The 25,281-nt window shown below is 60.3% G+C and carries 23 protein-coding genes and 1 pseudogene; 15 read left to right on the top strand and 9 right to left on the bottom strand.

Features of this window, described 5'->3' with window-relative positions; translation table 11 throughout:
- Positions 1 to 174: 174 nt before the first annotated feature.
- Entirely contained in the window at positions 175 to 2,172 is a 1,998-nt protein-coding gene (gene glgX, locus LB564_RS21815; RefSeq protein WP_224540861.1) for a glycogen debranching protein GlgX, read from the top strand.
- Positions 2,172 to 3,803, top strand: a complete 1,632-nt coding sequence (locus tag LB564_RS21810; RefSeq protein WP_224540859.1) for an alpha-glucosidase family protein — start codon at positions 2,172 to 2,174, stop codon at positions 3,801 to 3,803. The genes glgX and LB564_RS21810 overlap by 1 nt, the downstream gene beginning before the upstream one ends.
- A 16-nt stretch (positions 3,804 to 3,819) precedes the next feature.
- Here LB564_RS21810 and LB564_RS21800 read toward each other — a convergent pair.
- Both LB564_RS21800 and LB564_RS21795 read right to left on the bottom strand, forming a co-directional pair.
- Positions 3,820 to 5,588, bottom strand: a pseudogene (locus tag LB564_RS21800) (pilus assembly protein TadG-related protein).
- Complete coding sequence (locus LB564_RS21795; RefSeq protein WP_224540853.1) at positions 5,588 to 6,034, bottom strand: TadE/TadG family type IV pilus assembly protein; 447 nt, start codon at positions 6,032 to 6,034, stop codon at positions 5,588 to 5,590. The pseudogene LB564_RS21800 and the gene LB564_RS21795 overlap by 1 nt, the downstream one beginning before the upstream one ends.
- Before the next feature lie 283 nt (positions 6,035 to 6,317).
- Between LB564_RS21795 and LB564_RS21790 the strand changes: the two genes are divergently transcribed.
- The 4 genes from LB564_RS21790 to LB564_RS21775 all read left to right on the top strand — a co-directional run bounded on the left by LB564_RS21790 (position 6,318) and on the right by LB564_RS21775 (position 11,750).
- The gene (locus tag LB564_RS21790; RefSeq protein WP_140709747.1) at positions 6,318 to 7,910 is read left to right on the top strand and encodes a peptide ABC transporter substrate-binding protein; all 1,593 of its coding nucleotides are present in this window, start codon (positions 6,318 to 6,320) and stop codon (positions 7,908 to 7,910) included.
- Positions 7,911 to 8,075: 165 nt separating this feature from the next.
- Positions 8,076 to 8,999, top strand: a complete 924-nt coding sequence (locus LB564_RS21785; RefSeq protein WP_127279557.1) for an ABC transporter permease subunit — start codon at positions 8,076 to 8,078, stop codon at positions 8,997 to 8,999.
- Positions 8,992 to 10,113 carry an ABC transporter permease gene (locus tag LB564_RS21780; RefSeq protein WP_224540852.1) on the top strand — a complete coding sequence of 374 codons (1,122 nt, stop codon included), beginning with the start codon at positions 8,992 to 8,994 and terminating at the stop codon, positions 10,111 to 10,113. Before LB564_RS21785 ends, LB564_RS21780 begins: the two co-directional genes overlap by 8 nt.
- Positions 10,114 to 10,130: 17 nt before the next feature.
- Positions 10,131 to 11,750: an ABC transporter ATP-binding protein gene (locus LB564_RS21775; RefSeq protein WP_140709753.1), complete on the top strand. Its 1,620-nt coding sequence runs from the start codon at positions 10,131 to 10,133 to the stop codon at positions 11,748 to 11,750.
- A 28-nt stretch (positions 11,751 to 11,778) separates the two neighbouring features.
- Here the strand turns inward: LB564_RS21775 and LB564_RS21770 are convergent, their stop codons facing one another.
- The 5 genes from LB564_RS21770 to LB564_RS21750 form a co-directional block, all read right to left on the bottom strand.
- Positions 11,779 to 12,123, bottom strand: a complete 345-nt coding sequence (locus tag LB564_RS21770) for a hypothetical protein (protein ID WP_224540850.1) — start codon at positions 12,121 to 12,123, stop codon at positions 11,779 to 11,781.
- A 146-nt stretch (positions 12,124 to 12,269) separates the two neighbouring features.
- Positions 12,270 to 12,710 carry a hypothetical protein gene (locus LB564_RS21765; RefSeq protein ID WP_224540849.1) on the bottom strand — a complete coding sequence of 147 codons (441 nt, stop codon included), beginning with the start codon at positions 12,708 to 12,710 and terminating at the stop codon, positions 12,270 to 12,272.
- A 1-nt stretch (position 12,711) separates the two neighbouring features.
- On the bottom strand, positions 12,712 to 12,942 hold the full coding sequence (locus LB564_RS21760; protein WP_224540847.1) for a hypothetical protein: 231 nt from the start codon (positions 12,940 to 12,942) through the stop codon (positions 12,712 to 12,714).
- 564 nt (positions 12,943 to 13,506) lie between these two features.
- Complete coding sequence (locus tag LB564_RS21755) at positions 13,507 to 13,812, bottom strand: hypothetical protein (protein ID WP_140709759.1); 306 nt, start codon at positions 13,810 to 13,812, stop codon at positions 13,507 to 13,509.
- 1,306 nt (positions 13,813 to 15,118) lie between these two features.
- Positions 15,119 to 15,730 (bottom strand): class I SAM-dependent methyltransferase, encoded by a 612-nt coding sequence (locus tag LB564_RS21750; RefSeq protein ID WP_140709763.1) that lies wholly within the window; start codon positions 15,728 to 15,730, stop codon positions 15,119 to 15,121.
- 1,193 nt (positions 15,731 to 16,923) lie between these two features.
- Here LB564_RS21750 and LB564_RS21745 point away from each other — a divergent pair.
- The 3 genes from LB564_RS21745 (at position 16,924) to LB564_RS21735 (ending at position 19,427) form a co-directional block, all read left to right on the top strand.
- Positions 16,924 to 17,184, top strand: a complete 261-nt coding sequence (locus tag LB564_RS21745) for a hypothetical protein (protein WP_224540845.1) — start codon at positions 16,924 to 16,926, stop codon at positions 17,182 to 17,184.
- Entirely contained in the window at positions 17,171 to 18,595 is a 1,425-nt protein-coding gene (locus LB564_RS21740; RefSeq protein WP_224540843.1) for an AAA family ATPase, read from the top strand. Before LB564_RS21745 ends, LB564_RS21740 begins: the two co-directional genes overlap by 14 nt.
- A gap of 496 nt (positions 18,596 to 19,091) precedes the next feature.
- On the top strand, positions 19,092 to 19,427 hold the full coding sequence (locus LB564_RS21735; protein ID WP_224540841.1) for a hypothetical protein: 336 nt from the start codon (positions 19,092 to 19,094) through the stop codon (positions 19,425 to 19,427).
- Positions 19,428 to 19,535: 108 nt separating this feature from the next.
- Here LB564_RS21735 and LB564_RS21730 read toward each other — a convergent pair whose 3' ends face one another.
- Complete coding sequence (locus tag LB564_RS21730; RefSeq protein WP_224540839.1) at positions 19,536 to 19,988, bottom strand: hypothetical protein; 453 nt, start codon at positions 19,986 to 19,988, stop codon at positions 19,536 to 19,538.
- Between the two features lie 774 nt (positions 19,989 to 20,762).
- Between LB564_RS21730 and LB564_RS21725 the strand changes: the two genes are divergently transcribed.
- The 6 genes from LB564_RS21725 (at position 20,763) to LB564_RS21700 (ending at position 24,275) form a co-directional block, all read left to right on the top strand.
- Positions 20,763 to 21,629, top strand: a complete 867-nt coding sequence (locus tag LB564_RS21725) for a hypothetical protein (protein ID WP_224540837.1) — start codon at positions 20,763 to 20,765, stop codon at positions 21,627 to 21,629.
- Positions 21,630 to 21,755: 126 nt separating this feature from the next.
- Positions 21,756 to 22,292: a hypothetical protein gene (locus LB564_RS21720; RefSeq protein ID WP_224540835.1), complete on the top strand. Its 537-nt coding sequence runs from the start codon at positions 21,756 to 21,758 to the stop codon at positions 22,290 to 22,292.
- Positions 22,292 to 22,519: a hypothetical protein gene (locus LB564_RS21715; protein ID WP_224540833.1), complete on the top strand. Its 228-nt coding sequence runs from the start codon at positions 22,292 to 22,294 to the stop codon at positions 22,517 to 22,519. Before LB564_RS21720 ends, LB564_RS21715 begins: the two co-directional genes overlap by 1 nt.
- 13 nt (positions 22,520 to 22,532) lie before the next feature.
- Positions 22,533 to 23,078, top strand: a complete 546-nt coding sequence (locus tag LB564_RS21710) for a hypothetical protein (RefSeq protein ID WP_224540831.1) — start codon at positions 22,533 to 22,535, stop codon at positions 23,076 to 23,078.
- Between the two features lie 167 nt (positions 23,079 to 23,245).
- Positions 23,246 to 23,830: an HK97 family phage prohead protease gene (locus LB564_RS21705; RefSeq protein WP_224540829.1), complete on the top strand. Its 585-nt coding sequence runs from the start codon at positions 23,246 to 23,248 to the stop codon at positions 23,828 to 23,830.
- A gap of 124 nt (positions 23,831 to 23,954) precedes the next feature.
- On the top strand, positions 23,955 to 24,275 hold the full coding sequence (locus LB564_RS21700; RefSeq protein ID WP_224540827.1) for a hypothetical protein: 321 nt from the start codon (positions 23,955 to 23,957) through the stop codon (positions 24,273 to 24,275).
- A gap of 144 nt (positions 24,276 to 24,419) precedes the next feature.
- Here the strand turns inward: LB564_RS21700 and LB564_RS21695 are convergent, their stop codons facing one another.
- Positions 24,420 to 25,211, bottom strand: a complete 792-nt coding sequence (locus tag LB564_RS21695; RefSeq protein ID WP_224540825.1) for a hypothetical protein — start codon at positions 25,209 to 25,211, stop codon at positions 24,420 to 24,422.
- Positions 25,212 to 25,281 lie beyond the last annotated feature (70 nt).

Below are 25,281 nucleotides of genomic sequence, written 5' to 3'. Positions count from 1 at the left end.
CAAGGCGGTGCCACGGTGCGACGCCCTGCTCGGCCTGGCCCTTGGTTTAAGGTCACGGCATCGATCCCAGGGTCTCCGCGACGGAGCTTCGCTCCTGCTTCGCCCAGGGATGACGAAGTCGGGGAGGGCTCGGCTAATGTCCAACGTTTGCAAGACCCGACAAGGCCGACACCTTTGACCCACCTCGGCGCCACCATCACTCCCGAAGGCATCCGCTTTGCCGCATGGACCTCGTCGGCCCGCCGCCTCTGGGTCTCGATCTTCGACGAGCAGGGCAACCGCGAACGCGATCGCCTTGAGCTGAAGCCGGAAGGCGACGGCGTGCACGCGCTCTTCGTCGCCGGCCTGGCCGAGGGCACGCGCTACGGCCTGCGTGCCGACGGCGACTATGCACCCGAGCGTGGGCTGTGGTTCGACCCCGACAAGCTGCTCGTTGATCCCTATGCAGTCGAAATCGACCGGCCTTACGCCTATCACTGGCGGCTCGCCGCGCGGCGCAATGAGGGCGCCGACACCGCGTCGCTGATGCCCAAGACCGTGGCCAAAGCCTTGCCGACGGTTCCGACGACCCTGCCGCCACTGTTTCGTCCGGGCGGCCTGATCTACGAACTGAACGTGCGCGCCTTCACCAGGCTGCATCCGGATGTGCCGCAAGAAATGCGCGGTACGATCGCCGCGCTTGCCCATCCGGCCATCATCGAGCATCTGCAAAAGCTCGGTGTTTCCGCCGTCGAACTGATGCCGGTGACGGCTTCGATCGACGAGCGGCATCTGCCGCCGCTCGGCCTGAGGAACGCCTGGGGCTACAATCCCGTTACCTTCATGGCGCTCGACCCGCGCCTCGCATCCGGCGGCCTGGCTGAATTGCGCGACACCGTTGCGGCGTTACGTCAGGCTGGTATCGGCACCATTCTCGACCTCGTCTTCAACCATACGGGCGAAAGCGACCGGCTGGGACCAACGCTTTCGCTGCGTGGCCTCGACAACCAGGCCTACTACAGGCACCGGCAAGATGGCGGGCTGGTCAATGACACCGGCACCGGCAACACGATCGCCTGCGATCATCCGGTGGTGCGCGAAATGGTGCTCGACACGCTGCGTCATTTCGTGCGCAAGGCCGGCGTCGACGGTTTCCGCTTCGACCTGGCGCCGGTGCTGGGCCGCGTCGATGGCGCCTTCGATCCGCAAGCACCTCTGCTCCAGGCCGTCACCCATGATCCGGTGCTTGCCGACCGCGTGCTGATCGCCGAGCCTTGGGACATCGGGGCAAACGGCTATCAACTGGGCAATTTCCGGGCGCCATACCTGGAATGGAACGACCGCTACCGCGACGATGTCAGACGCTTCTGGCGCGGCGATGCCGGCATGATCGGTGCTCTCGCCACGCGCCTTGCCGGTTCGTCCGACGTGTTCGACAGGGCAGGGGAGCCGGCAAGCCGTAGTGTGAACTTCATCGCCGCCCATGACGGCATGACGCTGGCCGACATCGTCGCCTATGAGCGCAAGCACAACGCGGCCAATGGCGAGCAGAACCGTGACGGCCACAACGAAAACCTGTCCTGGAACAATGGCGTCGAGGGGGACACGAACGAAGCAGCGATCAGCAAGGCGCGCTTCGACGACCAGCGCGCGCTGCTCGCCACTCTGTTCGCCTCGCGCGGCACCATCATGCTGACGGCAGGCGACGAGTTCGGCAGAACGCAGCAAGGCAACAACAATGCCTATGCGCAGGACAACGCCATCACCTGGCTCGACTGGGCGAGGCGGAGCCTCGAACTGGAGCAATATGTGTCGGCGCTTGCCGCGCTTCGGCGCGCGGTGCCCATGCTGTCGGATACGCGTTTCCTGACCGGGCAACCGTCAAGCGCGTCCGACATCCCCGATGTCTCGTGGCTGAGCGAGACGGGCGCTCCGCTCGGCGAGACCGATTGGAACGACCCCGGCCGGCATCGCCTCGTCATGCTGCTTGGCGGCGAGGACGGCAGGCTTGCCATCATCATCAATGGTGACCGCCGCCAATGCGTCTTCACCTTGCCGGCGCGAGATGGCTTCCAGTGGCGCCCGGCAATCGAGACACAGGCGATCGACCTTCTGCGTCCGTTGCCGGGCCGTAGCGTCAATTTCATGATCGACGGCCGGACCGGAAACGGTGGCGCCGGGAAGGGTTCATAATGGCTGACGACAATGCCAGGCAGGGGGCCGAGTGGTGGCGAGGCTGCGTCATCTATCAGGTCTATCCACGCTCGTTCCAGGACACGACCGGCGACGGCAGCGGCGATCTCGGCGGCATCACGGCAAGGCTCGCCCATATCGCCTCGCTCGGCGTCGACGCTGTCTGGCTGTCGCCCTTCTTCAAGTCGCCGATGGCCGACATGGGCTACGACGTGTCGAATTATCGCGACGTCGACCCGATGTTCGGCACACTGGCGGATTTCGATTCGCTGATCGCCGAGGCGCACCGGCTCGGCCTGAAAATCATCATCGACCAGGTGCTGTCGCATTCATCCGACAAGCATGAATGGTTCATCGAAAGCCGCGCCAGCCGCGACAACGCCAAGGCCGACTGGTACGTCTGGGCCGACGCCAGGCCTGACGGTGGCGCGCCCAACAATTGGCTGTCGGTCTTCGGGGGGCCATCCTGGGAGTGGGACGCGACCCGCCGGCAATATTACATGCACAATTTCCTCGCCGCTCAACCGGACCTGAACTTCCACAATCTGGAGGTCCAGGACGCGTTGCTGGACACGGTGCGGTTCTGGCTCGATCGCGGTGTCGACGGCTTTCGGCTGGATACGGTCAACTACTATGTCCACGATCGTTGGCTGCGCGGCAATCCGCCCTTGGCCTCGAGCGTCGCCGGCACCAACACGGAAACCAACACCTACCTCTATCAAGAGCATCTGTTCGATAAGACGCAGCCGGAGAACCTGGCCTTCCTGCGGCGCTTTCGTGCGTTGCTCGACGAATATGACGACCGCGCCGCCGTCGGCGAGATCGGCGATGAAGGCCGCTCGCTGCAGACGCTCGCCGCCTACACCTCCGGCGGCGACAAGCTTCAGATGAGCTACACGTTCGACCTGCTCGGCTCGCAATTTTCGGCCGCGCATGTGCGCGGCTGCGTCGAGGCATTCGAAAGCGCGGTTGTCGATGGCTGGGTCTGCTGGGCGTTTTCCAACCATGACGTGGTGCGCCATGTCAGCCGCTGGACGCGGCCGGATGGCGATCCCGACGCCGTGGCCAGATTCTCGATCCTGTTGCTGTCTTGCCTGCGGGGTTCGATCTGCCTCTACCAGGGCGAGGAGCTCGGCCTTGAGGAGGCGGAGCTTGCCTATGAGGATCTGCGCGATCCCGTCGGCATCCGTTTCTGGCCCGGCGTGAAGGGCAGGGATGGCTGCCGCACGCCGATGGTCTGGGAGGCCGGCGCGGACAATGCGGGCTTTTCCACCGCAAAACCCTGGCTGCCGGTCCCGGCAAGCCATCGCGCCCGCGCGGTCGATGTGCAGAACGGGGAGGAGCAATCCGTGCTGTCCGCCTACCGCTCGGCGCTCGCCTTGCGCAGGCGGCATCCGGCGCTGATCAGCGGTTCGATCCGCTTTCTCGACGCTGAAGGCGACGTGCTCGCCTTCATCCGCGAAAATGGCGGGGAGAGGCTGCTGTGTGTCTTCAATTTCGCGGGGGAACCGGTGACTTGGCGAGTACCCGCGGATGTCGGAAGTGTCGCCGCAACCATAGCCGGCGCCGCTGTCGGGGATAGCGAGGTCTCACTGCCAACGCTGGGCTGTTTCCTCGGTCAGGTCGGCTGACCGGTCTCTGCAGGTTCTACTGGACGAGCACCGCCCGCCCGCAGGTCGCCCCGGTGACGCGCACGTCGGCCTGGCCGACACCGACGCCAAGTGCCGACAACACATTGTAGAGCAAGTCGTCAACGGGCGCTGTTACAGTGTTGAGCAGAGCCACCACCGCCGGTTTGACAGCTCCGAGCAGGGCGGTCAGATCGATGCCCAAACCAAGCGCATTGACCGAAAGCGACAGGTTGCTGATCAGCGACGTGGTGAGCGACTGCGAGATGTTTCGCGTCGAAACGTCTTGATCGTCTTGTTGGCGATGTCGGTCGCGTTGAATGTCAGGGTCTGCGGGCTGTTGTTGGTGATCGCGGTGGCGGCCGAACCCGTCACCTGGATCAGCGGGATGTTGATCAACAACAGCTTCAGGCTCACATCGGCGATGTTCGCATCAGTGAAAGTCTGGGGGTGGCTAAAATCGGCGAAGCCGGAGGGGTTGTTGCTGTTGGCCAGGTTCAACTGGGCAATGCCGGGGTGCGCGGCGATGGAGACGTTGATGCTGGATGGCCCTGTCGGGCAACTTATGTCGGTCAGCTTGGCCTCGGCATAGGCGACTTCCACATTGAGCGGCAGATTGACGGCCAGCAGACTGATGCCGCCGCCGAGGCCGGGCGTGCCGATACCGACGGAGGCCGTAAGTTTGATGCGCGTCTGGGCGGTCCGAACCACGGAGCCGATACCGTCGATCGCCAGCCAGGGCGAGGATTGCATCGGTTCGCCGATGGCGATGTCGAGTTTGGTGGAGAGCAATCCCGGGACGGTGGCGCCGAGATCGACCGCGGCCTGGTTGGTGCCGTTGGCCAGCACGGCCGCCGCGGTCAGCATTCCCATGGCGCTTGCATCGACGCCGAGGCCGGTCGGCTGTTGTCCGAGGCCCAGGCTGCCGACGGATCCAAGGTCGACAAGGCTGCTGAGCGGGATCTTGACGGTGCTGGTAGACTTGGAGGCGATCGTCTGCAGGGCGACCTTTGCCGTATTGCCGAGGCCGGGAACATTGGCCATGGCGGTGGCGATCTGGCCGACAGTCGCCTTCGAGGCCAGAACGTCCGAATAAGTGCCGGCCGTGATGTTCAGTTGCGTGCCCAGCGCACTGATGAAGGAAAGCACGCTGACATCCGCCGAGACCAGCCCGTTGTAGTCCATGACGCTGAGCGAGATGTTGCCGCCGAGAAGTCCGCTCAAAAGTGCGTTGAGAATGCCGCCATTGACACTGAGCAGTCTCGATCCGACCGAGAATGTCGCCTGCGGCGTATTGCTGGCGATGGCTTGGGTGCCGATGACCGGCGTGGGGATCAGCGAGCTGGCGAAATAGCGGTTGGGGATCTTCGCCAAAGTAACCCGGACGGCATTGTAGGGCGTCACGCCCGCCTGGAAGCGCTGGCTGACATTGGCGGTGGATGCGGCATATCGGCCTTGCGTGACCGTCACCACGGTTTTGCCGACGGCCGGGGCGATGGTCTGACCCGAAGCTTGAACGACGACGCCCGGCATGCCGTTGTCGGTGAGGGTGGTGACTACGGCCGTGTTGACGTTGTTGATGTTCGAAGCGGCGGTGATCGCGGCCAGGTCCACCATCGCCTGGGCCTCCCGGCGCTCGGTGTAGATGGAACCTTCGTCAATGGCCACCGCGGCCAGCGCCAACGCAACCGGCGCGCTCAATGCGGTCATAACGGCGAAGTTCGCCTTCCGGTCTCCGATCATCGCCCATGCAAGCCGGCCGATGCCCTTGCCCGCGCGCTGCCGCATCAGATACCCCCGACCCTGATCGTTGACTGACGCCTGATGGTCGTCCCCGGCATGGCTACGCCCGGGAACAGATTCCAGATGGGCAGGTTGCGGGCGTCGTATGAGACCGACACCACGAACTGGCTTCCGTCGGCCACGCTGTCGTTGGCCTGATAGGTCAGTTTGCTGGCGTCCACGAACGGATAGCCGCCAGCGTTGTTGGTGAGATAGCTGGCCACGAGCGTCTGTCGCTCGGTCTGGTTCACCCCCGCAATAGCCGTCCGGGCGGCGTCGGCTGCAATTTGCTGGATCGAGTTGGCGGCTCCAAAATAGATGCCATATGCAACCATGCCGAGCAAAAGAAGCATGAAGATCGGCGACAGGAGAGCGAATTCGATCGCTGAAGTTCCCGAATTGTCTGAGCGGAACTGGCGCCTACGGGGCTTGGAAGTGAGGTTGTGAACCATGGCTCCAGCATGCCCAAGTTCGCATGCAGAAAGCGAAAACCCTAGGCACAACCAAAAGCTGTGGTCGATTGAAAGTGAATCTCTAATTTAGCGGTTGCTTTCTCGGCAAGGGGGATTGACTTAGGGTCAATCAGTACTCGGTTGAAAAGAGCTTACCTCCTGTCTAGTCTCCTGCCACCAGCCGCCGGAGGGAACCGACGGCACGCCCAAAGGAGCCAGACATCGGTTCCGGGGCGTCAACACGTAAAGGCGCGCCGATGGCAGCGCCGACAGGGAGAACTTCATGCTGAAAAACATGTTGAGGGCGACGGTATTCGCCACGACCATGACCTTGGCTGCCGGCACATTCTTGACGCCGGCCTTTGCCGAGACGGTCTATAACAGGGGCACCGCCGCTGAATCGGAATCGGTCGACCCGCACAAGACCTCGACGGTCTATGAAGCCAACGTGCTGCGTGACCTGTTCCAGGGACTGGTCATGCAGGACGAGAAGGCCAACCTCATCCCGGGTGCAGCTGAAAGCTGGACGGTATCGGATGACGGTACGGTCTATACCTTCAAGCTGCGCAAGGACGGCATGTGGTCGGATGGCAGCCCGGTGACGGCGGACGACTTCGTCTACGCCTTCCACCGGCTGGAGGATCCGGCGACCGGCGCCGAATACGCCTCGATGCTGTATCCGGTGAAGGGTGCGGAGGACGTCAACACCAAGAAGGGCAAGCCCGAGGACATGGGAGTCAAGGCGATCGACGCCAACACCCTGGAAGTGACCCTGAAGGCGCCGACGCCTTACTTCCTGGAGATGCTGACCCACCAGGCGACCTATCCGGTCAGCAAGGCCTCGATCGAGAAGCTCGGCGCCGATTGGATCAAGCCCGGCAATCTGGTTTCGAACGGCGCCTATACGCTGGCCGAATGGGTTCCCAACGACCACATGAAACTGGTCAAGAATCCGAAGTTCTGGGACGCCGCGACCGTCAAGTTCGACGTCGTCAACTACATCCCGACCGAGGACCGCTCGTCGGCAATGAAGCGCTTCGAGGCCGGCGAACTCGACAGCTATGACGATCTGCCGACCGAACAGCTGGCCGACCTCAAGACCAAGTTCGGCGATCAGATCCATGTCGGTCCCTATCTCGGCACCTACTATTATGCGATCAAGACGGACAAGGCGCCGTGGAACAATCCCGAGCTGCGCAACGCCATCTCGATGGCGATCGACCGCGACTTCATCGCCGAGAAGGTCTGGCAGAATTCGATGCTGCCCGGCTATTCGATGGTGCCTCCCGGCATCGAGGGCTACACGCCCGCAATGGCCAAATACGCCGACATGCCGCAAATCGACCGTGAGGACGCGGCCAAGAAGATCCTCGAGAAGCTCGGCTACACGCCCGAGCACCCGCTGAAGATGGAAATCCGCTACAACACCTCGGAAAACCACAAGAACACCGCCGTGGCCATCCAGGAACAGTTGAAGCCGCTCGGCGTCGACGTCACGCTGCTCAACACCGACACCAAGACCCACTACTCCTTCCTCGAGCAGAAGGGCGACTATGACGTGGCGCGTGCCGCCTGGATCGCCGACTACAAGGATCCGGAAACCTTCCTCGGCATCACGCGCAAGGCCAGCGGCAACAACTATTCGAACTACAACAGCCCGGCCTACGAAGCGGCAATGGACAAGGCTGCTGCCGCCGGCGGCAAGCCTGAAGAGCGCATGAAGGACCTCTCCGAGGCCGAGCGCATCCTCATCGACGACGTAGGCCAGATTCCGCTGCTCTACTACAGCTATCACGACATCGTTTCCTCGAAGCTGCATGGCTTCGTCGACAATGTGATGGACGTGCATCCGTCGCGCTTCGTCAGCAAGGACTGATCCCTGGCCAAGCCGCCGCGCCCCTCAGGGCGCGGCGGCGCTGGTTTGCCATCGCATCGGCCCGGGAAGCGGAATCGAATTTTCGGAACATCCGGTGCGAAGATTTGAAGGCTGGAGCATGTCAGTCCAATTGGACGTGCAGGCTCCGGATCAAGCGGGGCACCGATGCTGCGATATGTATTCCGGCGGCTTTTGACCGCCATCCCGACGCTGTTCGTCATCGTGACGATGGCGTTCTTCCTGATGCGCGTCGCGCCGGGCGGCCCGTTCAACCAGGAGCGGGGCCTTAGCCCCGAGATCAAGGCCAACCTCGAAGCCCAGTTCGGCCTCAACGATCCGCTCTGGCTGCAATATGTCCACTATCTCGGCAATCTGCTGCGCGGCAATTTCGGCCCGAGCTACAACATGCCGGATTTCACCGTCACCGAACTGTTTGCCAAGGGCCTGCCGATTTCCGTCCAACTCGGTGCCTCGGCGCTGATCCTGGCCCTGCTGCTCGGCAGCGTGCTCGGCACCATCGCCGCGCTCAACCAGAACAAGCTTGGCGACTATACGGTGATCGCCCTGGCGACCGCCGGGAGCACCATCCCCACTTTCGTCATCGCGCCGGTGATCCAGCTCCTGTTCGGGCTGACCTGGAGGCTGCTGCCGATTGGCGGCTGGGGCGACGGCGCCTTTATCAACAAGGTCGGTCCGGTGCTGACGCTTGCCTTGCCGCAGATCGCCATCGTCGCCCGCCTGATGCGCGGCTCCATGATCGAATCGCTGCGGTCCCATCATATCCGCACCGCGCGCGCGCTTGGCCTCTCCGACTGGTCGGTTGTGGTCAAGCATGCGCTGCGCGGCGCCATCCTGCCCATCGTCTCCTTCACCGGCCCGGCGGCGGCTGCACTGCTGACCGGCTCGGTCATCGTCGAGACGATTTTCTCCATTCCGGGCGTCGGCCGTTATTTCGTCGATGCCGCGCTCAACCGCGACTACACGCTGGTCATGGGAACGGTGGTGGTGATCGCCATCTTCACCATCGTCTTCAACCTGATCGTCGACGTCATGTACGCGGTCGTCGACCCGAGGGTGCGCTATGACTGACATCGCTGCCACGGCTCCCGTCGTCATCGGCCGTTCGCTCTGGGGCGATGCGTGGGCGCGCCTCAAGGCTAACCGCGCCGCCATGTTCAGCCTCTACTACCTCGTTCTGATCGGTGTCGTCAGCGTCTTTGGTCCCTGGTTCGTTCCGCATCAATACACGACCATCTATGCCGACTATGTGCGCATGCCGCCAAGCCTGTCGGCCTATCCGAAGCCCGACATGATCGAGACGGCGCTCACCGAGGCGATCAAACGCATGCGGGTCGACATCAAGGAGTGGCACCAGGAGGGGAGCCAGGTGTTCGTCACGGTCAAGTCGACCAAGCCGATCGACGACCGCAACATCCGCTACCTCGACCGTTCCGATGCCTTCGACGACACCAAGATCGAGAACAAGTCGCCCGACGGCCTCGAGGTGACGATGAGCGCGTCGGTCAAACAGCAGTATTTCCTGTTCGGCACCGACAACACCGGCCGTGATCTCTTGTCGCGCACGCTGATGGCCGGGCGCATCTCGCTGGCCATCGGCTTGCTTGCCGGAGTTGTTGCGGTGGCGATCGGCGTGATCTATGGCGCCGCCGCCGGCTTTTCCGGCGGCAAGGTCGACGAGGTGATGATGCGCATCGTCGACGTGCTCTATTCCTTGCCGTTCATCTTCTTCGTCATCATGCTGGTGGTGTTCTTCGGCCGTAATTTCGTTCTGATGTTCCTGGCGGTCGGCGCCGTGCTATGGCTCGACATGGCCCGCATCGTGCGCGGCCAGGCGCTGTCGATCCGCCGCCAGGAATATGTCCAGGCGGCGGAAGCCATGGGCATCGGCCAACGCGGCATCCTGATCCGCCATGTCATCCCCAACCTGCTTGGGCCGGTGGTGATCTACATGACGCTGCTGGTACCGCAGGTCATCATCCTGGAGAGCTTCCTGTCGTTCCTCGGCCTCGGCATCCAGGAGCCGATGACCAGCTGGGGCGTGCTGATCTCCGTCGGCGCCAAGAACATCGGCACCGCCAACTGGCTGCTCCTGTTCCCCGCCTTCTTCCTGGTCTCGACGCTGTTTGCCCTGAACTTCGTCGGCGACGGCCTGCGCGACGCGCTTGACCCAAGGGATCGGTGAAAATGGGGATCGCTGACATGGCCACTCCCGAAACGATCCTCAGCGTCAAGGATCTGCGCGTCCGCTTCCGCACGCTCGACGGCGCGGTCGAAGCGGTCAAGGGCATCAACATCCATGTGAACGCGGGCGAAACCGTTGCCGTGGTCGGCGAATCCGGCTCGGGCAAGAGCCAGACGATGATGGCGGCGATGAGCTTGCTGGCCTCCAACGGCGAAGCGTCGGGCCATGTCGACTATCGCGGCCGCAACCTGCTCACCTTGAGCAAATCCGAGCTGAACAAGGTCCGCGGCCGCAAGATCAGCATGATCTTCCAGGAACCGATGACCTCGCTCGATCCGCTCTATTCGATCGGCAACCAGTTGATCGAGCCGATCCGCCGGCATCGCGGCCTGAGTGCGGCCAAAGCGCATGAGGAGGCACTCAAGCTGCTGCGGCTCGTCCATATTCCCGACCCAGAACGGCGGATGAAATCCTATCCGCACGAAATGTCGGGCGGCCAGCGCCAGCGCGTGATGATCGCCATGGCGCTCGCCAACGACCCCGACATCCTGATCGCCGACGAACCGACGACGGCGCTCGACGTGACCATCCAGGCGCAGATCCTGACGCTTTTGGCCGAATTGCAGCGCAAGCTTGGCATGGCGATCGTCTTCATCACCCACGACCTCGGCATCGTCCGCCGCTTCGCCGACCGGGTTTATGTCATGCGCCAGGGCGAGGTCGTCGAGGAAGGCGAGGCGGAAGCCATTTTCGCCAATCCGCAGCATGCCTACACCAAGATGCTGCTGGCGGCCGAGCCAACCGGAACCAAGGCGCCGCCGCCGGCCAATGCGCCCGTGGTTCTCGAAGGCAGGAATGTCGAAGTCACGTTCAGGATCGGCGGCGGGTTTCTGGCCGGCGAACCGATGATGCTGCGAGCCGTCGACCACATCTCGATCCGGCTGCAGCGCAACCAGACCATCGGCATCGTCGGCGAATCCGGCTCGGGCAAATCGACGCTCGGCCGCGCCTTGCTGCGGCTATTGCCGAGCGATGGGCTCATTCGCTTCGGCGATCGCGATATCTCCACCGCCGACCGGCGGGAGATGCGGCCGCTGCGGCGCCAGATGCAGCTCGTCTTTCAGGATCCGTTCGGCTCGCTGTCACCACGCATGACGGTTGGCCAGGTCATCACCGAAGGGCTGCTGGTGCATGAGCCCAACCTTTCTGGCAAGCAGCGCGACCAGCGCGCGGTCGAAGCCTTGCGTGAAGTCGGCCTCGACCCCAACGCCCGCAACCGCTACCCGCACGAATTCTCCGGCGGACAACGGCAACGCATCGCCATTGCCCGCGCCATGATCCTGAAGCCGAAGATGGTCGTGTTGGACGAGCCGACCTCGGCGCTCGACCGGTCGGTGCAGAAACAGATCGTGGAACTGCTGCGCAAGCTCCAGGCCGATCACGAACTGTCTTACCTGTTCATCAGCCACGACCTCGCCGTGGTGCGCGCCATGGCCGACTACATCATCGTCATGAAACAAGGTAAGATCGTCGAGGAGGGGCCGACTGACGCGATCTTCAGCAACCCGCAAGCGCCTTACACCCAGACGCTGATGAATGCCGCGATCGACGTCACGCGGTTCCGGTTGAGCGCATGATAAGCCACTGCAGCTGAGGCCTGTTCGCTCAGCCCGCCGAACTCGCGCACTTGCGTGCGCGGGCCGCGAAAAGGGCATCCTGTTGTTGCTTCAACCGGTCAATCCTGGCCGTTTCGCGGTTGGCGACAGCGGCCTTGACGCGCGATCCGCCAAGCAGCCAGCGCGGCACGCTGGTGTTGGCGACCTTGCCGCGGGTGACCGCGGTTTGCGAGATGTCGCGGGCGCTGCTTCCCACGGCACTGTTGAGTTCGGTACAACTCATGCTCTGGTATTTGGCCGGATCGGCCGTTCCGCCGATCGTTGCGCATCCGCCAACCAGAAACATCACAGCCAGAAGAACCGGTGCCGAGCCTGCCGTTGAGATCAAATTCATGTCCGCGTCCGGTTCGCCGTCTTGCCGGCTCATCGATCAACCTAGCGCCGATGCCCGTTTCGTCAAAGTCTGTCCGGCCGGCCAGTGCTCGCGTGCCGCACTGGTTGTCGGCCCGGAGTGTCATCGGCCCGTGTAATCGGAAAGTCTTACGCTGCTTCGGCGGCCAATTCGGTCATGGGGGCGCCACCGCCGAGCACCATCTGGGCAATGTCGGTCGCGTTGTCATCGACATCGGCCGTCACCAGGACAACCCCTTCGTCGAGGCTCCGGTCGTCGGGCCTTCCGGTGGTCGCGACCCAGGCTCCGAGCGACCCACCCAGCACGCAGCCGCAGAACCCCACGGCCAGGGCCATTGCCGATAGGCCGATTGGGAAAGAACGGATGTCGTAAATCGCATAAGCGCCCAGGCACGCCAACAGCCCGGCGGCGGCACCAAGGATGACACAAGGAGACTTCAGGACACCGATCTCGTCCCGGTAGGGCCCGATGACAGCGATCTGTACGCGGGGAACCCCGGCCGCGAAGAGGTCGCCGGCGACCCGCGCCGCTTCGGCATGGGATTCAAAAAGCCTGCTGATCTTCGGCATGTCACTCAGGGCGTGGTTTGTCAGTCAGCGTGTCGATAACGAAGGATGCGGCAATCAGATCGTCGCCATCAATTCGGCCTTGACCGTCTTCCATGACGGCCGCGACCTTTTGGAAGATCTTGATGTCGCCCTCGGTGATCCGCGCCTCCCGCATCTTGCTCCTGAGGTCGGCCACGCGCAGCCGCAAGGCATGGGAAATTGCATCGTCACGGTTGGAGATTGTGATCATCATCATCTTCGCTTTGTTCGGATATCCCACGCCAACCAGCCAAACCTGCAGCGCCGACGATCGTTCCAGGGCTGGGCTTCGGTCCGATGGGCCTAGGACCTAGGTCTGACGCTCAAACGCAATGGTCTTGCCAGGAACGGAGCCCGGAACACGTGCTGTCCGCCGTCGTTGGTCCTCTGCGATTTGTGGGAGGAAGCCGATGGAGAAGAGTGTTGGTCAGGCGCGCTGGTTGCTCGCACCGATCTTCGCGATGGCCATCACTTTCATGGTGGCCGGAATAGTCCTCGGCTGATTTCCTTGCCCATCGGCGCAGCCCAGTCCATTCCTGCGCCGATAGGGTTCGCCCGCTGCTCCAGGTGGCGGGCGAACCCTGATTTTTTGGCGCGGCCCCAGGCTAGCGTCGGTCAACACGAACGCATGACGCCGAGAAGCGCTTGCGCCGACTTTTTCCATGATGGGAGGGTGTTTTGGCTGCGGCCAATAACGCCCAAGCATTCGCGTGGAAGGTGCATGCTAGGGGAAAAGCTATCTGGTGGCCAGGCATGATGCCGGGCCACCAGATGACAATCAGTAACCGCCGTTTTCAATCACGACCGGGTGGTGGTGACGATGGGTGGAGACGGAACCAGTCACGACCACGGCATCCCGATTATGCCGATAATGATGATGCCGATAATGATGCCGGCGGCCATGGTCGTAGAACGCGACCGTCCCGTGGTGACGGTGATGCAGGCGCTGGCCTTCCTCATTGATGACCCTGACGTTGTGGTGGTGCCGATGATGGGTCCTGATGACGACGTCAGCCTCGGCTGCCGAAGCCAACGCGGGCAATCCCATCGAAAGCGCCAAAGCGCACATGACCATTGTTTTCATTGCAAGTTCTCCACATGCTTTCATTAGCCCTTCGTCGGATACAACTGCTGCTGATCTCTTTGGTTCCGGGGGCGGAGGCAGCCGGGACGCAGGCAATCGAAAGGCTGGCTGTCGTGCCGCAAGGATTGGGAAGAGGGGGTCTCCCGCCTCGCCGTCTGCATGGACGCGGAACATTAGGCCAGCCTAACAGTTCTTCCCGCGGCAGACATCACGGTTTGGTGTCCGCTGAAGATCAGCAGGCAAAGGCTGGTCGGCCCGCGTCCTCCGCCAGAGGCGCGGGCTTCACCGGGCAACAAGGAGTAAAGATTATGAACAACATCATTTGGCTCGTGGGAGCGGTGGTCGTCGTCATAGCGGTATTGAGCTTTTTCGGCTTGCGCTAGGCGCCTGCAAAGCGGCCGCGGCGAACCACCGCACTTGACCGACACGATGTGACTTCGCGGCGGCCTCTGCTCAAGAGCAATGCCCACACATTGTTTTTATGGTCGGAGCGGCAGGATTTGAACCCGGGACCCCCTCATCCCGAACGGATGGTGGTCCTGCTATTCTTGGCCTCCGTTTTTGGCTAGCGCCCGAACTTGTGGTCGGAGGCGGTTGACAAGCTCCGCAAGTGCAAGCAATTTTCCGCCAGGGTAAAGCGAGGAGCATACTATGAAGAAGATCTATGAGAAGCCAGCGCTGATCAAGCGCGAACGACTTTCGTTTGTGACGGCCGGACCCGGTGCATCGCTACCGCCGCCGCCACCCCCGCCAGTTCCCTGACCGGCGAATGGTGACCGGCGAAATGGTTTAAAGCCCGCTTGGCTCATGCAGCCGGTTTTTTTGCTTCCGTCGGGAACCCATTCCATCGGCCCAAGTTCATTATCCAGCGCCCCGGATAGAGGCGCGGGAGAGTTGTTCGAACAGCTTTCAAAGAAAGCCCGCCACCGTCCCCTCAGTGGCGGGCTTTCGTTTGGCTTGCCAATGGTCGGGCCTGCACGCAGTTTCTGCCCATTGAGAGGCAACCGGGGGATTCCCATGAAGAAGAAGACATATGTAAAGCCAGAATTGCAGAAGCGCGAATGTTTAGGCAGCATCGCAGCCCAGCTGGCCCCTATATCAAATCCAATCAAAGAGTGAGCTGAGCGATGAAGAAGATCTATCAGAAGCCGGAACTCACCAAGCGCGAGAAGCTGTCAAGCGTTGTCGCCCTAACACTTTCTCCGCCTTCAGGCCCCACCGGCTAAGGGTTCAGCATAATACCATCAAAGCCCGCTGGCGCGTGCCCGCGGGCTTTGTGGCCGCCACTTGTTCCGCATGCGACAGCTCAGTTTCGTATACCTGTCGCGACGGCCCATGCCGTCTCCGAGTTCGGTTTTCGAACCTCCGTCTCGCTGAACCCCACACCTTCCAGAGCAGCTATGATCTCGTCCGGTTCACGTGGGGTGAAGATATCTGCTGGCATGTTCATCCGGTCCATGTGCGCCTTGGGAAGGAAGCCCAAAACGATCCGCCCGCCAGGCCTGAGAACGCGTGCCAACTCAGCGGATCCGGCTTTCAGGCTTTGCCAGAAGTAAACTGTGTGGACGCTGAGGGCTTTGTCGAATGTCGCATCCGGCAAGGGCAGATTTTCAACCGTCCCGACGTGAAACTCGGCGCGTCGGGCGCGCACCGCAACGGCAAACCGCCGAGTGGCGGCGCTCACCACGTCGGGGGAGCGATCAACACCGCAGACGAATGCGGCGCCACCGACAAGGCGCGGCACTGCCGGACCACCGCCGAAACCGACTTCCAGCACTCGATCCTCAGGAACCAGCTGCAATTGATCGAGAGCGTAGCTGTTCAGCCGGGCGTTGCCCCGGTTCATGCCAGCGCGGATGAGCCAGCCGGCGATACCGGCCGGCCAAGAAAGCTGTTTTGCTATGAACCTTGGCGCCATCTTATTTCCCAACCCCTGCCAATCATACGGCGGTTCGCAGGCTGTGAGCAACCGTGAGCCGCTGGCCCTGGCAAGCGGGCTTTTCACATCGTCCGATCCGGAACAATTGGGACTAACATTTGTTATACGGCCTATGGAAAAGGTCGCTCCTCCCGAATCGATACCGGACAGCATTCTCCTCGCCGCCGCACGATTGCAGGCGGCTCTCCAAACACGATCCGGCCACGATCAAAAGCGGAGTGAAGGAGGCCGACGCAGTGCCTGAGAGCTACCGCGCCGGCCAGGCGACCCACAGGCCCGCCACAAGGTAGATGAGGGTGGCCGTCAACGCGATGGCTCGGTAGGTTCGCTCTCTCGCCAAGTAGGGCGTACATTGCTTTGGCCGCCCGTGAGATTTACCGGCAATCGGACGTTTGGCAAAAAAGGGCGCCCGACGGAACAAGACGAGCGCTTGCTCGAGAGCTTAATCGAACATCTGAAATCCGCGCAGGCCGCCCTCCGGCGGCTGGAGAATCGATAGCCACCAACCTTGTGGCATCATTCTCGCGGCAAGACTTCAGTCCGACTCGCCTGGCCTGAATTAATCGTATTATCCTTGGCGTCGGCTTATTCGTCAGGGAGGGTTCCCATGGGCAGTATGAAGCGCGTCCTTCCGCCTGGCCTCACTACGCAAGAGCTGATTTGCGCTGTTCTTCCTGACTGGCGCGACGGCGACATTATTTCCATTGGTCAGACTATTGAGGAGCTTCGCGCACGCGCGCCCAGTTGCCCCGATACCGACGAGGCCCTTACGGCGGCTATCGTGAAATTGGCCACTGGCAGAGCTATGGCGGTCAGCTTCGATCGGCGAGAGCATCTAGCCCCGCATTACGCTGAGACAAGAAGGGATCTTGGAGACCAGGATCAAGCTCGCCTCATTAGGTACTGTGGGGAAATCCGAGGGGTATCGGGAGAAGCAAATACCTAAGTATTTGACTTGGCTGGTCGGAGTGGCAGGATTTGAACCTGCGACCCCCTCGTCCCGAACAACATAGCCAATCCAGAATTCCTTTAAAAACAACTAATTAGCGGCGGTGTTTGAATCGAAAAATCACCGTTTGTTCCGTTCATTCATTGCCAATCATTGCCGTAACCATAAAAAACGCCGGACCCAACCGGCGCAGCAACCACACCTCCCAACCGGAAATCAAATTGTGAAAATTCTCAACTGTAGGCCTACCGTCCATCACGGCGGTGGGCGGTTTCGCGATGTCGCGATCTTTGACGCTGAAGTGGCTGATGGCCTCAAGCTCATTGGACTGAAATTGGCACTCACGAGCGACGGCAAGAGGTTCGTCTTCTCGCCCACCAAAGGCGGACAGCGGTTCGCCTCCTTTGACGGGGCATATGCCCGCCGCATGGCTGAAGCCGCCTTCTTGGCGATGGGAGGCCGTGTAGCCAATGATACCGTTTGAATTGCCGTCCGCTCTTGCGGAAGACGTCCAGCCGGGCGCTGACTTAGTAGCGATAGACCCACGCGAACACGCGTTGGACTGCCTGACCGACTATGCCGACATCCTCTATGGCGACATCGTCCTGGTTCCGTTCAAAGACAACGAGCCGGACTGGCCCAATACCGACCGCGACACGATCGAAAAGTTTGCCGGTCATTGGTCCGAGATCGAACTGGGAGACGTTCCACGTCTTGGCATTCTAACGGACAGCTTCGCGCGCTTCCTCGGCAAGGGCGACGACACTTCAGTCGTCACGCTCTGGCAAAATGGCACGCCTTATATTCGGCAGATCGGTGGCCACCCGAGCGAGGCCGCAGTCGGCATCGTCATGGACGCCATCATCAACGACGAGCCGCTGCAAACTCTGCCAGCCGTGGTCGAGCCACCATGCGAGGAGGCAGCACCCAAGCCCCGACCCCAACCCGCGAACGACAATAAGCCCAAATTCGAGCCGATCGACGCCGAGACATTGCTGGGTATGGAATTCGCGCCGATTAAATATGTCATTCCGGGTTTCGTTGCTGAAGGGCTAACGATCCTCGGCGGCCGGCCGAAACTTGGTAAATCTTGGCTGGCGCTCGACTTCGGCATTGCTGTTGCAAGCGGTGGGCAATCGCTTGGTGCGGAATGCGAGGAAGGGGATGCACTCTATCTCGCGCTCGAGGACAATAAGCGGCGACTGCAGGACCGGCTCCGCGTCGTGCTACCGAGGATTAAACGCCCGAATATGGCGCGGTTGTCGCTACAGACAGAAGCCCCCAAAATCGGCGCTGGGCTGATCGAGGCGCTTGATGCCTGGCGGAAATCGGTTCCGGATCCGCGCCTTATCATCGTGGATACCTTGGCGATCGTCCGTCCGCCGAAGGGGAAGAATCAGGACAGCTATGCTGCGGATTACGAGGCGCTCTCACCCCTGCAACGGTTCGCCAGCGAGCACAGGCTTGCTGTGGTCGCAGTGACTCACGTTCGCAAGGCTGAGGCTGAAGATCCCCTGGAGATGATATCTGGCACAAACGGGCTGACAGGCGCCGCGGATTCCATCCTGATCCTCAATCGCACTTCGGACGGCCCAAAGCTTTATGGCAGAGGTCGCGATGTTGAAGAGGTTGAGAAGGCCCTGAAGTTTGACGCTGGTAGATGGTCTGTCCTTGGCGATGTCGATGAGGTCAAGCGGTCTGGAGAACGACGTCAGATATTAGCCGCGCTGCTCGGGGCAACCCAAGTGATGAGCCCTGCTGAGATTGCTACCGCTACTGGCATGAAGGTCGGCAACGTCAACGTACTTCTCACTAAGATGGTGGCAGCCGGCGAGGTCACTAAGGCGGGATACGGTGCCTACTACCACCCCGATAAGACTGCTCAGACCGGTTAGACTTCCTTCTGAGTCTAATCACTCTAACCAGTCTAATGCATAGATACAGACAGGAGAACGCATGACCGCTACCGCGCCTGCAACGAACGAGACCGTGACCAGGCGACGGATATCATGGGCCGCCTTGTATAAGGAGCGCCCTGACCTACGGCCAGCCAACGACAATCAGGATGTGGACCGCTTCGGCGGGGCGAGTAGCTTGCGTGCGACTGGCGCTGCCTCAACGGAAGGCTTGGCGAAGTTCTCTCGAATGATCGCCCTGGCCACGTAGGCTAACAAGGCCATCTTCAACATTCTCCACATCGATCATCTCCCATCATGAAGGGTGATCAACGCCACCGCACCGCGCCGGTTCCGCCCCCCCTAGGGGGCCTTCCGAGACCTGGCCGGCGACTGAACCACAGACCGGCGGGGGCCAATCGCGCGCATTTTTCCAATTCAAAATATGGGGGTCATCCCATTGCCACGACCACGCGTACCAATCGAGAAAGCCCGAATGACGGGCTATTCCATGAAGCATCCGGAGCGTTTTCGGCCCGGCTCCAACCTGCCTCCAGAATACACAGACCCTATTGGCGAGCCGCCCCATTGGCTAGCCGCTGAGGCACAAACCGCATGGCGTGAGTTCGCTGATTCCTTGCCTTGGCTCAATCGTTCGCATCGTGGCATTACATCGATTGCCTCGCTTCTGTCCGGAAGCATGGAGCGCGGCGAACTGGGAATCAGTGGCATGAACCTGCTGCGCCTGTGCCTCGGCTCAATGGGAGCAACACCTGCAGACTTCAGCAAGGTTGGGTGGTCGCCAGCGGCCGAAGATGACGATGACTGGTAGGGGGCGAGTCAGCCTCTTCCGACAGCGGACCACGGGAGCGGCGCCCCCATTAACAACTAACGCCAATACAGGAATTCCTCGCGCGTGCGCAACGCGCACGAGGGCCTTTCATTGTGCCGACAACGCGAGAACATGCAGTTTGAATGATAATAGGGCGGCCTTGGGAACTGAATACTGATCAAACGACGCTTCTTCGGTCAGCATCGACTCCGCAAGAGTAACAACACCAAGTTTTCTTATCTCCGCTTTTACGTGTTTCGGGATGAGAGAGAGATCAGACTTATGGCTCGCAGTTCCATCCTTGTTTATGACACAAAGGTGGTTTTTCCTAAGATATACATGAAGGTGATCTTGTTGATTTGGCTGTAGTCCTAAGTCGAAACGCGCATGATAGCCTTTGCTAAAATTATAGGTTTGGCCTTCTTCAAGTACATCGAGCGCCAACTTCGCCGCATCGATATCTGCGGGGTCGTACCAGAATATTACCATCGGCTCGGCAATGCTTTTGATTGCCTCGACCTCTTTCTGCTCAGCGAGGAACTTGCTAAATCTTTTGACCATCTCGCCACCCTTAAAGCCGACTCGCCCACCAGCACTAGCGTATTTCCTCTCAAAAGGAAAAGCGCCGAATTTCGCGATTGGCTATTCGTGATTTGACCTTCGCCTCGTTACAGAGGAAAAAGGAAACCGGGCGGGGTACCGGCAAAGTGAACCGCCCGGCTCTTAGGTCGGCATAGCCCACCTACTTGCGCTTTATCGTCTCAACGATGTGGGTGGCGGGTTTGTTCGTGGCGGTCTTAACCGTCGTGAACTGCCCGTTTCCTGCGTTGCGTCCAATCTTCTGATTCTTGCTCATTCCAATCACCTCCTTTCCGCCGGAGGATTCCGGCTACAATTTGTGCATCATAGCAGAACATTCAGGGAACTGAACACTAGATATAGTCAGGATTTGGCCGGACGCGTCTGCTGTGGGGATTGTGGGGATAACTTTGATATAGCGCGACCAGACTGGGTGTCGGACGCTACATTTTGTGTCCGAACGGATGCTGCTACTAAATCTTGACAAAACGGCGGTAAACGGCTAGTTTTGTAGATGGTGGCGTTTGCCGCCCACAAATGACCGCCGTTCAGGCGGCAGGCCGCCGGCAAGCCGGCATACCTGGCGACCGCAAAGCGGCGCCTCCGGCAACGTCCGGTACTTTTCGAGGGTACTATCTTGAAATCTTGGGCAGAAATCGCGGGCCGGCCGGCCCGCGTCGCGCGTAAGTATTCACACTCCACCAACACCTCAACGTCGCTCGGACGTCGAGTGACGAAGCCAGAGCCAGGAGAGACTTGGGCTACCTACACCCGAAATACATCGCCCGGCCGGCGTTCCGGGTAGCGGCAAATGATAATCGCCAGCAGCCGCGAACCGTCTGCATTCCGCTCCCCGAGCACCGCGAAGTTCGACAGTCGCCTCCCGCCGAGCCACCAAGCCCAATGCGCATTCGTCTAAATCTTCAAAAGACCGCACCTGACCAGTATCGTTGTCTCGTTCGCGTCGAGGAACTGCTGCGCCCGGCCGACCTGACGCAGTGCGATGCGGCATTTTCTGCCGACAACGACAACATCGGCTTTGGCCTAGATTTCCGTCATGAAGTCACGCCAGGCAATGATACATTTGTGGAAGACCTGCTCGACGCTTATTCGGATGGCATGCGCAGCCGCGTGGTCGTTCACCGACACGGGAAGCAGAAAGGTCAGGTCGAGCGGTTCGATGGTGGTTTAAAGTTCCAGCGAGAAAAGAAAGCTGGCCATGAGATTCTAGAAGTCGGAGGGAGGAGCAGCCTCGGTAAGTTCTTCGGAATGCGCTTCTTCCGAGGGACTCTCATGGAGTACGTAAAGAGGGGCAAGCGGTGTCGACCTGACTATAAACAGGGCGACCAGCGCGGCCCGGAAGGAGAAGGCTGGACCGCTCGCATAACAACGGCCACGCCATCCCGACCTCAAGCTCTAGCTGAAATCGATCGAGTTGCGGAAGCGGACGCATTTGCTGCCTACCTCGGTCGGGACAGGTTGAAAGTAGTACGTCTCACGCTGGAGGCAGACAGTTTTGCGGAGATCGGAGCAGCTTATGGCTACGCAGCAAGCGCTGCGCATCGCCATGGACGACGCATCGCAGTCGACGCTCTGAAGTTCGCCGATAAATTTGTAGCGTAGTCGGACCGTTTCGCCCGCTACCACGCCCAATAGAGAGAAGGGATTTGCCCTCTCCCGACTCGCCCGGTGTTCGCGCCGGGCTTCTTTTTGACACCCATCATTTCAATTTGAAAAAAGGAAGCCGTAATGGCTGTAACTAACGACGCCGTCGCGGCACTGACTACCCGCGTCGGATACGACCCCGGCCGCACAGCGGCTGTGGCTCGTAAATTCATTGATAGTGGCATCCTGCCCATGGGCGGCCCACGTCACACGCCGGAAATCACCCCACAGCACGTCGCCACATTGATGCTTGGCGTTGCCCTAGACTGCCCGCTACGGGCCGTTGCCGATACTGTGCGACAGTACCGTGAATTGCGCCTCGGCGGCCTCCCAGAGAACTCAGGCGCGCCAAAGCGGATTAGCACTACTGCCGGAGATGAACTAGATATTCTGGCTGAAATCGCGGCTACGGGCTCGCCAGACGCAAAAGCACGTGTGGCGAAGACCATCATTTCTGTGGTGGGCAACTGGCCTGAGATCACACTAACCGACCCCATCGACACGCGCCGCTTTGGCGCTGGCACGCCAGGCCATTGGCAGGCCTTCGGCCATCGCAAGTCAGTCGAAATCAACGGCGGCGCATTCGTCGCCGCAATCAATGACCTTTTTGGAGACAACTAATGAACACCCCATACCTCTCTGTAGAATCTGACGCTGAGCCAATCGTGCTTTTCGGCTCTGGCGCGCGCTTCGTCGCTGCCGCAGATGGCATCGTCACTGTTCGGCCCGTCGTCAACGACAACGCCGTCACGGTCCGCCTCCCTGGTCGCGCAGACGTCCTGACGTTGAACAGCGGCGATCGTCTCTCCATCACCGTCGCCGCAGGCGATGTCATCGAAATTGTCTAAGGGAGAAATGCCAATGGCTAAATCACCTGAATTTCGCGTGCTTTCGCTAGCCGAAGCCGACAGCGAATACGCCACTATTGAAACGCACCTTACCGACCTGATGAGCAAGCATTCCGCTGCACATCGGGAGGCCTCTGTAATCGAGGCTGACATCTTGGCGAGACCGGCGCCGCGCATGCGCTCAGGCGTGGCCGAGCTACTTGGCAATACCGTCGACACCAGCCTTCAGCAGCGGCCAGAGAGGCTCAAGGAAAAGCGCCACCAAGTGGCAGACCTTGAGGATGCTATCGAGATACTGCGTCGTCGCCTGGCGGACCGTCGCGGAAAGGCTTCTGTCGCAGTCTGCGCCGCCGTGCGAGAGGAATACGGCCTGCGCGTAGCCAAGATTTGCGTTGCCCTAAACGACGTTGACGCTGCCGCCAAGGATGCCGAGAAGCTGCTTGATGCGCTCGATCGGGAAGACGTGGCGCTCAGCTATCTCCCGCCGATGCGACCGACGTTCATGTCCGGCTATTTGCACTACCTCAAGGAAGCGCAGGAGGCTGGCTATGTCTCTTGATGGGGTTGAATACGCGGATAAGCGTAAGCGCAAGCGATCGAACAGGCGGAGCATCAGGCTGCCTGGTGGCCAAGTTCTGAACTCATCGATGACCGCAGACGAGATCGTGGACATCCTGAAGGAGGCACGTTCTAGCGATACGCGAGACACCGACCTGGAGGCAAGACTTGGCCGATAACGTAATTTCCGGATATGCCGTGCGCTTCGGGGACATTACGACTATTGCTGACTTTCGGGAGCGCATCGCTCCTGGCGCGTTTACCCGGACGCTTCGCCAGGCGCCCGACGTTGTAATGCTGCTTGACCATGACTCTGGCCGCGTCCTCGGCCGCACGTCATCGGGAAGCCTCACGCTTCAGGAAGATGCGACTGGCCTCTATTTTTCTTTGGACGTCGATTCTTCTACGCCAGAAGGTCAAACTGCGATCGGCACGGTCGCGAGGAGAGACGTCCGCGGTTGCAGTTTTGGCTTCTACGTTCGCTCTGAGTCTTGGCAAGATGACGGTGACAGCCTGCCGCTTCGAACCATCGAAGATGTTGACCTTTACGAAATCACTCTAACCGCATTTCCAGCATATGAGACGACGAGCGCCTCGCTCTCTGGCCGATCCGGCTCGGTTAGACGAGCAGAAGCTGCCATGCGCAAACAGGGCATCGCGCCCAGCACTGACGCTCCATCAATCGCACGGTCGAACTCCCTTGCCGCCAGTCGGCGCCGCGCGGAGGCGGCGATGCGGTTGCGGCGCATATAGGGGGGTGGAGCCCGTTCCCGGACCCCCGCGTGCCCCTCACTCGCAACTATTTTGATTGTTTTTGATTTTTTAGGTGCGAGTATCTGACCTTTCTTTGGGCATCAACAAACGTCACAAGAGATCCATGCATAAGCTGAAAGTCTTGGTGTTCGCATTTGCGGCTCTATTGCCATCGGCGGTTCATGCCGCATCCAGCGATGAGGCATGTGCAATGATGGGTCGGTTTGCAGAAGAGACGATGAAGGCTCGGCAAAATGGAGTTCCGCTTCAAAAGATACTCGACCTGGCCGCGCAAGGAGACTCGGAAGTCATGCGTAAGGCCCTTCGCCAACTGGCCATTGAGGCTTGGAGCCAGCCCCGTTACGGGTCAGACGACATGAAGAATCGAGCGATCGGTGAATTCCGAGATCATCTGCAGGTACAGTGCATGCAGGGCGAATTCTGAATATCGGCCATCGTCACGGGGGTATCGAAAAACTCATCGCGCACCGCACTCAACTTCATTGCGGCGAGTCGAACTTGCGTGCGGGGGATTGGCTCCAGCGCGGTGCTAGTTGAGGCCGCGATGCGGGGGATTGCACGATGAGAGTCATCCGTTGGGATTTCGCCTTCTCAGCGTGGCAACCAACTTGTCGCGCAACCCGTCGAATATTCCTAGGTTATTGAGCGCGCTCATTTGGGCGTCGACTGAAATAATAGGGCTTGGTATCTTTTCGGATTTGCGCCTCGCGTATTCGTATAGCGCAGAGGAGCGGGCGTAGATTTCCGCAGCATCAAGAATGTACTCCTCGAGATTGGTGGCGGCGATTATCATCTCCAGTGGTCGTCTTTCTGGCGGTATTGATCTTATTCTCGATCGCTGGATTTGAATCTTGGTCAGAATCGCGGCAAGGGTCTCCCTGTCCGCAGGAAGAGACACCTCAGTCATCTCCTTGAAAGCCTGAATAACTTCTGCTGGCGGTGTAGGAAATTCTTTAACTTCAATCGCTCGAGGGAGCGATCCATCGACGCATTTATCTAGCAATTCTTTGAGTATTAGAGCACATTCTTCCGCGTACTCAGAGAGCAAACTTAATGACAGGGGTAAAGTCGCCCTGGCTGCTGCTCTACGGCTAGACAAGCGGTCGGCCTCAGCTTGGGCCTCTTGGTTCATCTGCAGGTTGATTGCTCGCACACCCCACCAAGCTCCGCCAAGGGCAAGTACGCCCGTAAGTAGAGTTTGATAGTCATATAACCAGGTCCAATGGAAATGCCCCGCAAGGCGGCACGCAGCGTAAAGGGCAACGGGAGTGCACAAACCGTCGAGTGATTGCCATACGAGACTCACAATCAGGAAAACCACTACCGTGAGAATTATGATTTTCGATGTTGTATTTGCCACCTGTGGTAGGCCCTCCGTTCAGGATTTGGCTGATAAGAAGTGATTGCCGGCGGCGAGCTTAGTTCACGAG

This window comes from Mesorhizobium sp. ES1-6 (genome assembly GCF_020164775.1).
GTDB lineage: Bacteria > Pseudomonadota > Alphaproteobacteria > Rhizobiales > Rhizobiaceae > Mesorhizobium.
The sequence above is the reverse complement of the archived record's forward strand: the minus strand, read 5'-3'. Positions and strand labels throughout refer to the sequence as shown.

Coding starts and splice junctions, on each gene's coding strand:
- LB564_RS21735 (WP_224540841.1), top strand. CDS start 19,092: ATGACGGGCTATTCCATGAAGCATCCGGAGCGTTTTCGGCCCGGCTCC.
- LB564_RS21780 (WP_224540852.1), top strand. CDS start 8,992: ATGACTGACATCGCTGCCACGGCTCCCGTCGTCATCGGCCGTTCGCTC.
- LB564_RS21700 (WP_224540827.1), top strand. CDS start 23,955: ATGCATAAGCTGAAAGTCTTGGTGTTCGCATTTGCGGCTCTATTGCCA.
- LB564_RS21760 (WP_224540847.1), bottom strand. CDS start 12,942: ATGATGATCACAATCTCCAACCGTGACGATGCAATTTCCCATGCCTTG.
- LB564_RS21710 (WP_224540831.1), top strand. CDS start 22,533: ATGGCTAAATCACCTGAATTTCGCGTGCTTTCGCTAGCCGAAGCCGAC.
- LB564_RS21740 (WP_224540843.1), top strand. CDS start 17,171: ATGATACCGTTTGAATTGCCGTCCGCTCTTGCGGAAGACGTCCAGCCG.
- LB564_RS21775 (WP_140709753.1), top strand. CDS start 10,131: ATGGCCACTCCCGAAACGATCCTCAGCGTCAAGGATCTGCGCGTCCGC.
- LB564_RS21790 (WP_140709747.1), top strand. CDS start 6,318: ATGCTGAAAAACATGTTGAGGGCGACGGTATTCGCCACGACCATGACC.
- LB564_RS21770 (WP_224540850.1), bottom strand. CDS start 12,123: ATGAATTTGATCTCAACGGCAGGCTCGGCACCGGTTCTTCTGGCTGTG.
- LB564_RS21715 (WP_224540833.1), top strand. CDS start 22,292: ATGAACACCCCATACCTCTCTGTAGAATCTGACGCTGAGCCAATCGTG.
- LB564_RS21730 (WP_224540839.1), bottom strand. CDS start 19,988: ATGGTCAAAAGATTTAGCAAGTTCCTCGCTGAGCAGAAAGAGGTCGAG.
- LB564_RS21755 (WP_140709759.1), bottom strand. CDS start 13,812: ATGAAAACAATGGTCATGTGCGCTTTGGCGCTTTCGATGGGATTGCCC.
- LB564_RS21720 (WP_224540835.1), top strand. CDS start 21,756: ATGGCTGTAACTAACGACGCCGTCGCGGCACTGACTACCCGCGTCGGA.
- LB564_RS21785 (WP_127279557.1), top strand. CDS start 8,076: ATGCTGCGATATGTATTCCGGCGGCTTTTGACCGCCATCCCGACGCTG.
- LB564_RS21795 (WP_224540853.1), bottom strand. CDS start 6,034: ATGGTTCACAACCTCACTTCCAAGCCCCGTAGGCGCCAGTTCCGCTCA.
- LB564_RS21750 (WP_140709763.1), bottom strand. CDS start 15,730: ATGGCGCCAAGGTTCATAGCAAAACAGCTTTCTTGGCCGGCCGGTATC.
- LB564_RS21765 (WP_224540849.1), bottom strand. CDS start 12,710: ATGCCGAAGATCAGCAGGCTTTTTGAATCCCATGCCGAAGCGGCGCGG.
- LB564_RS21810 (WP_224540859.1), top strand. CDS start 2,172: ATGGCTGACGACAATGCCAGGCAGGGGGCCGAGTGGTGGCGAGGCTGC.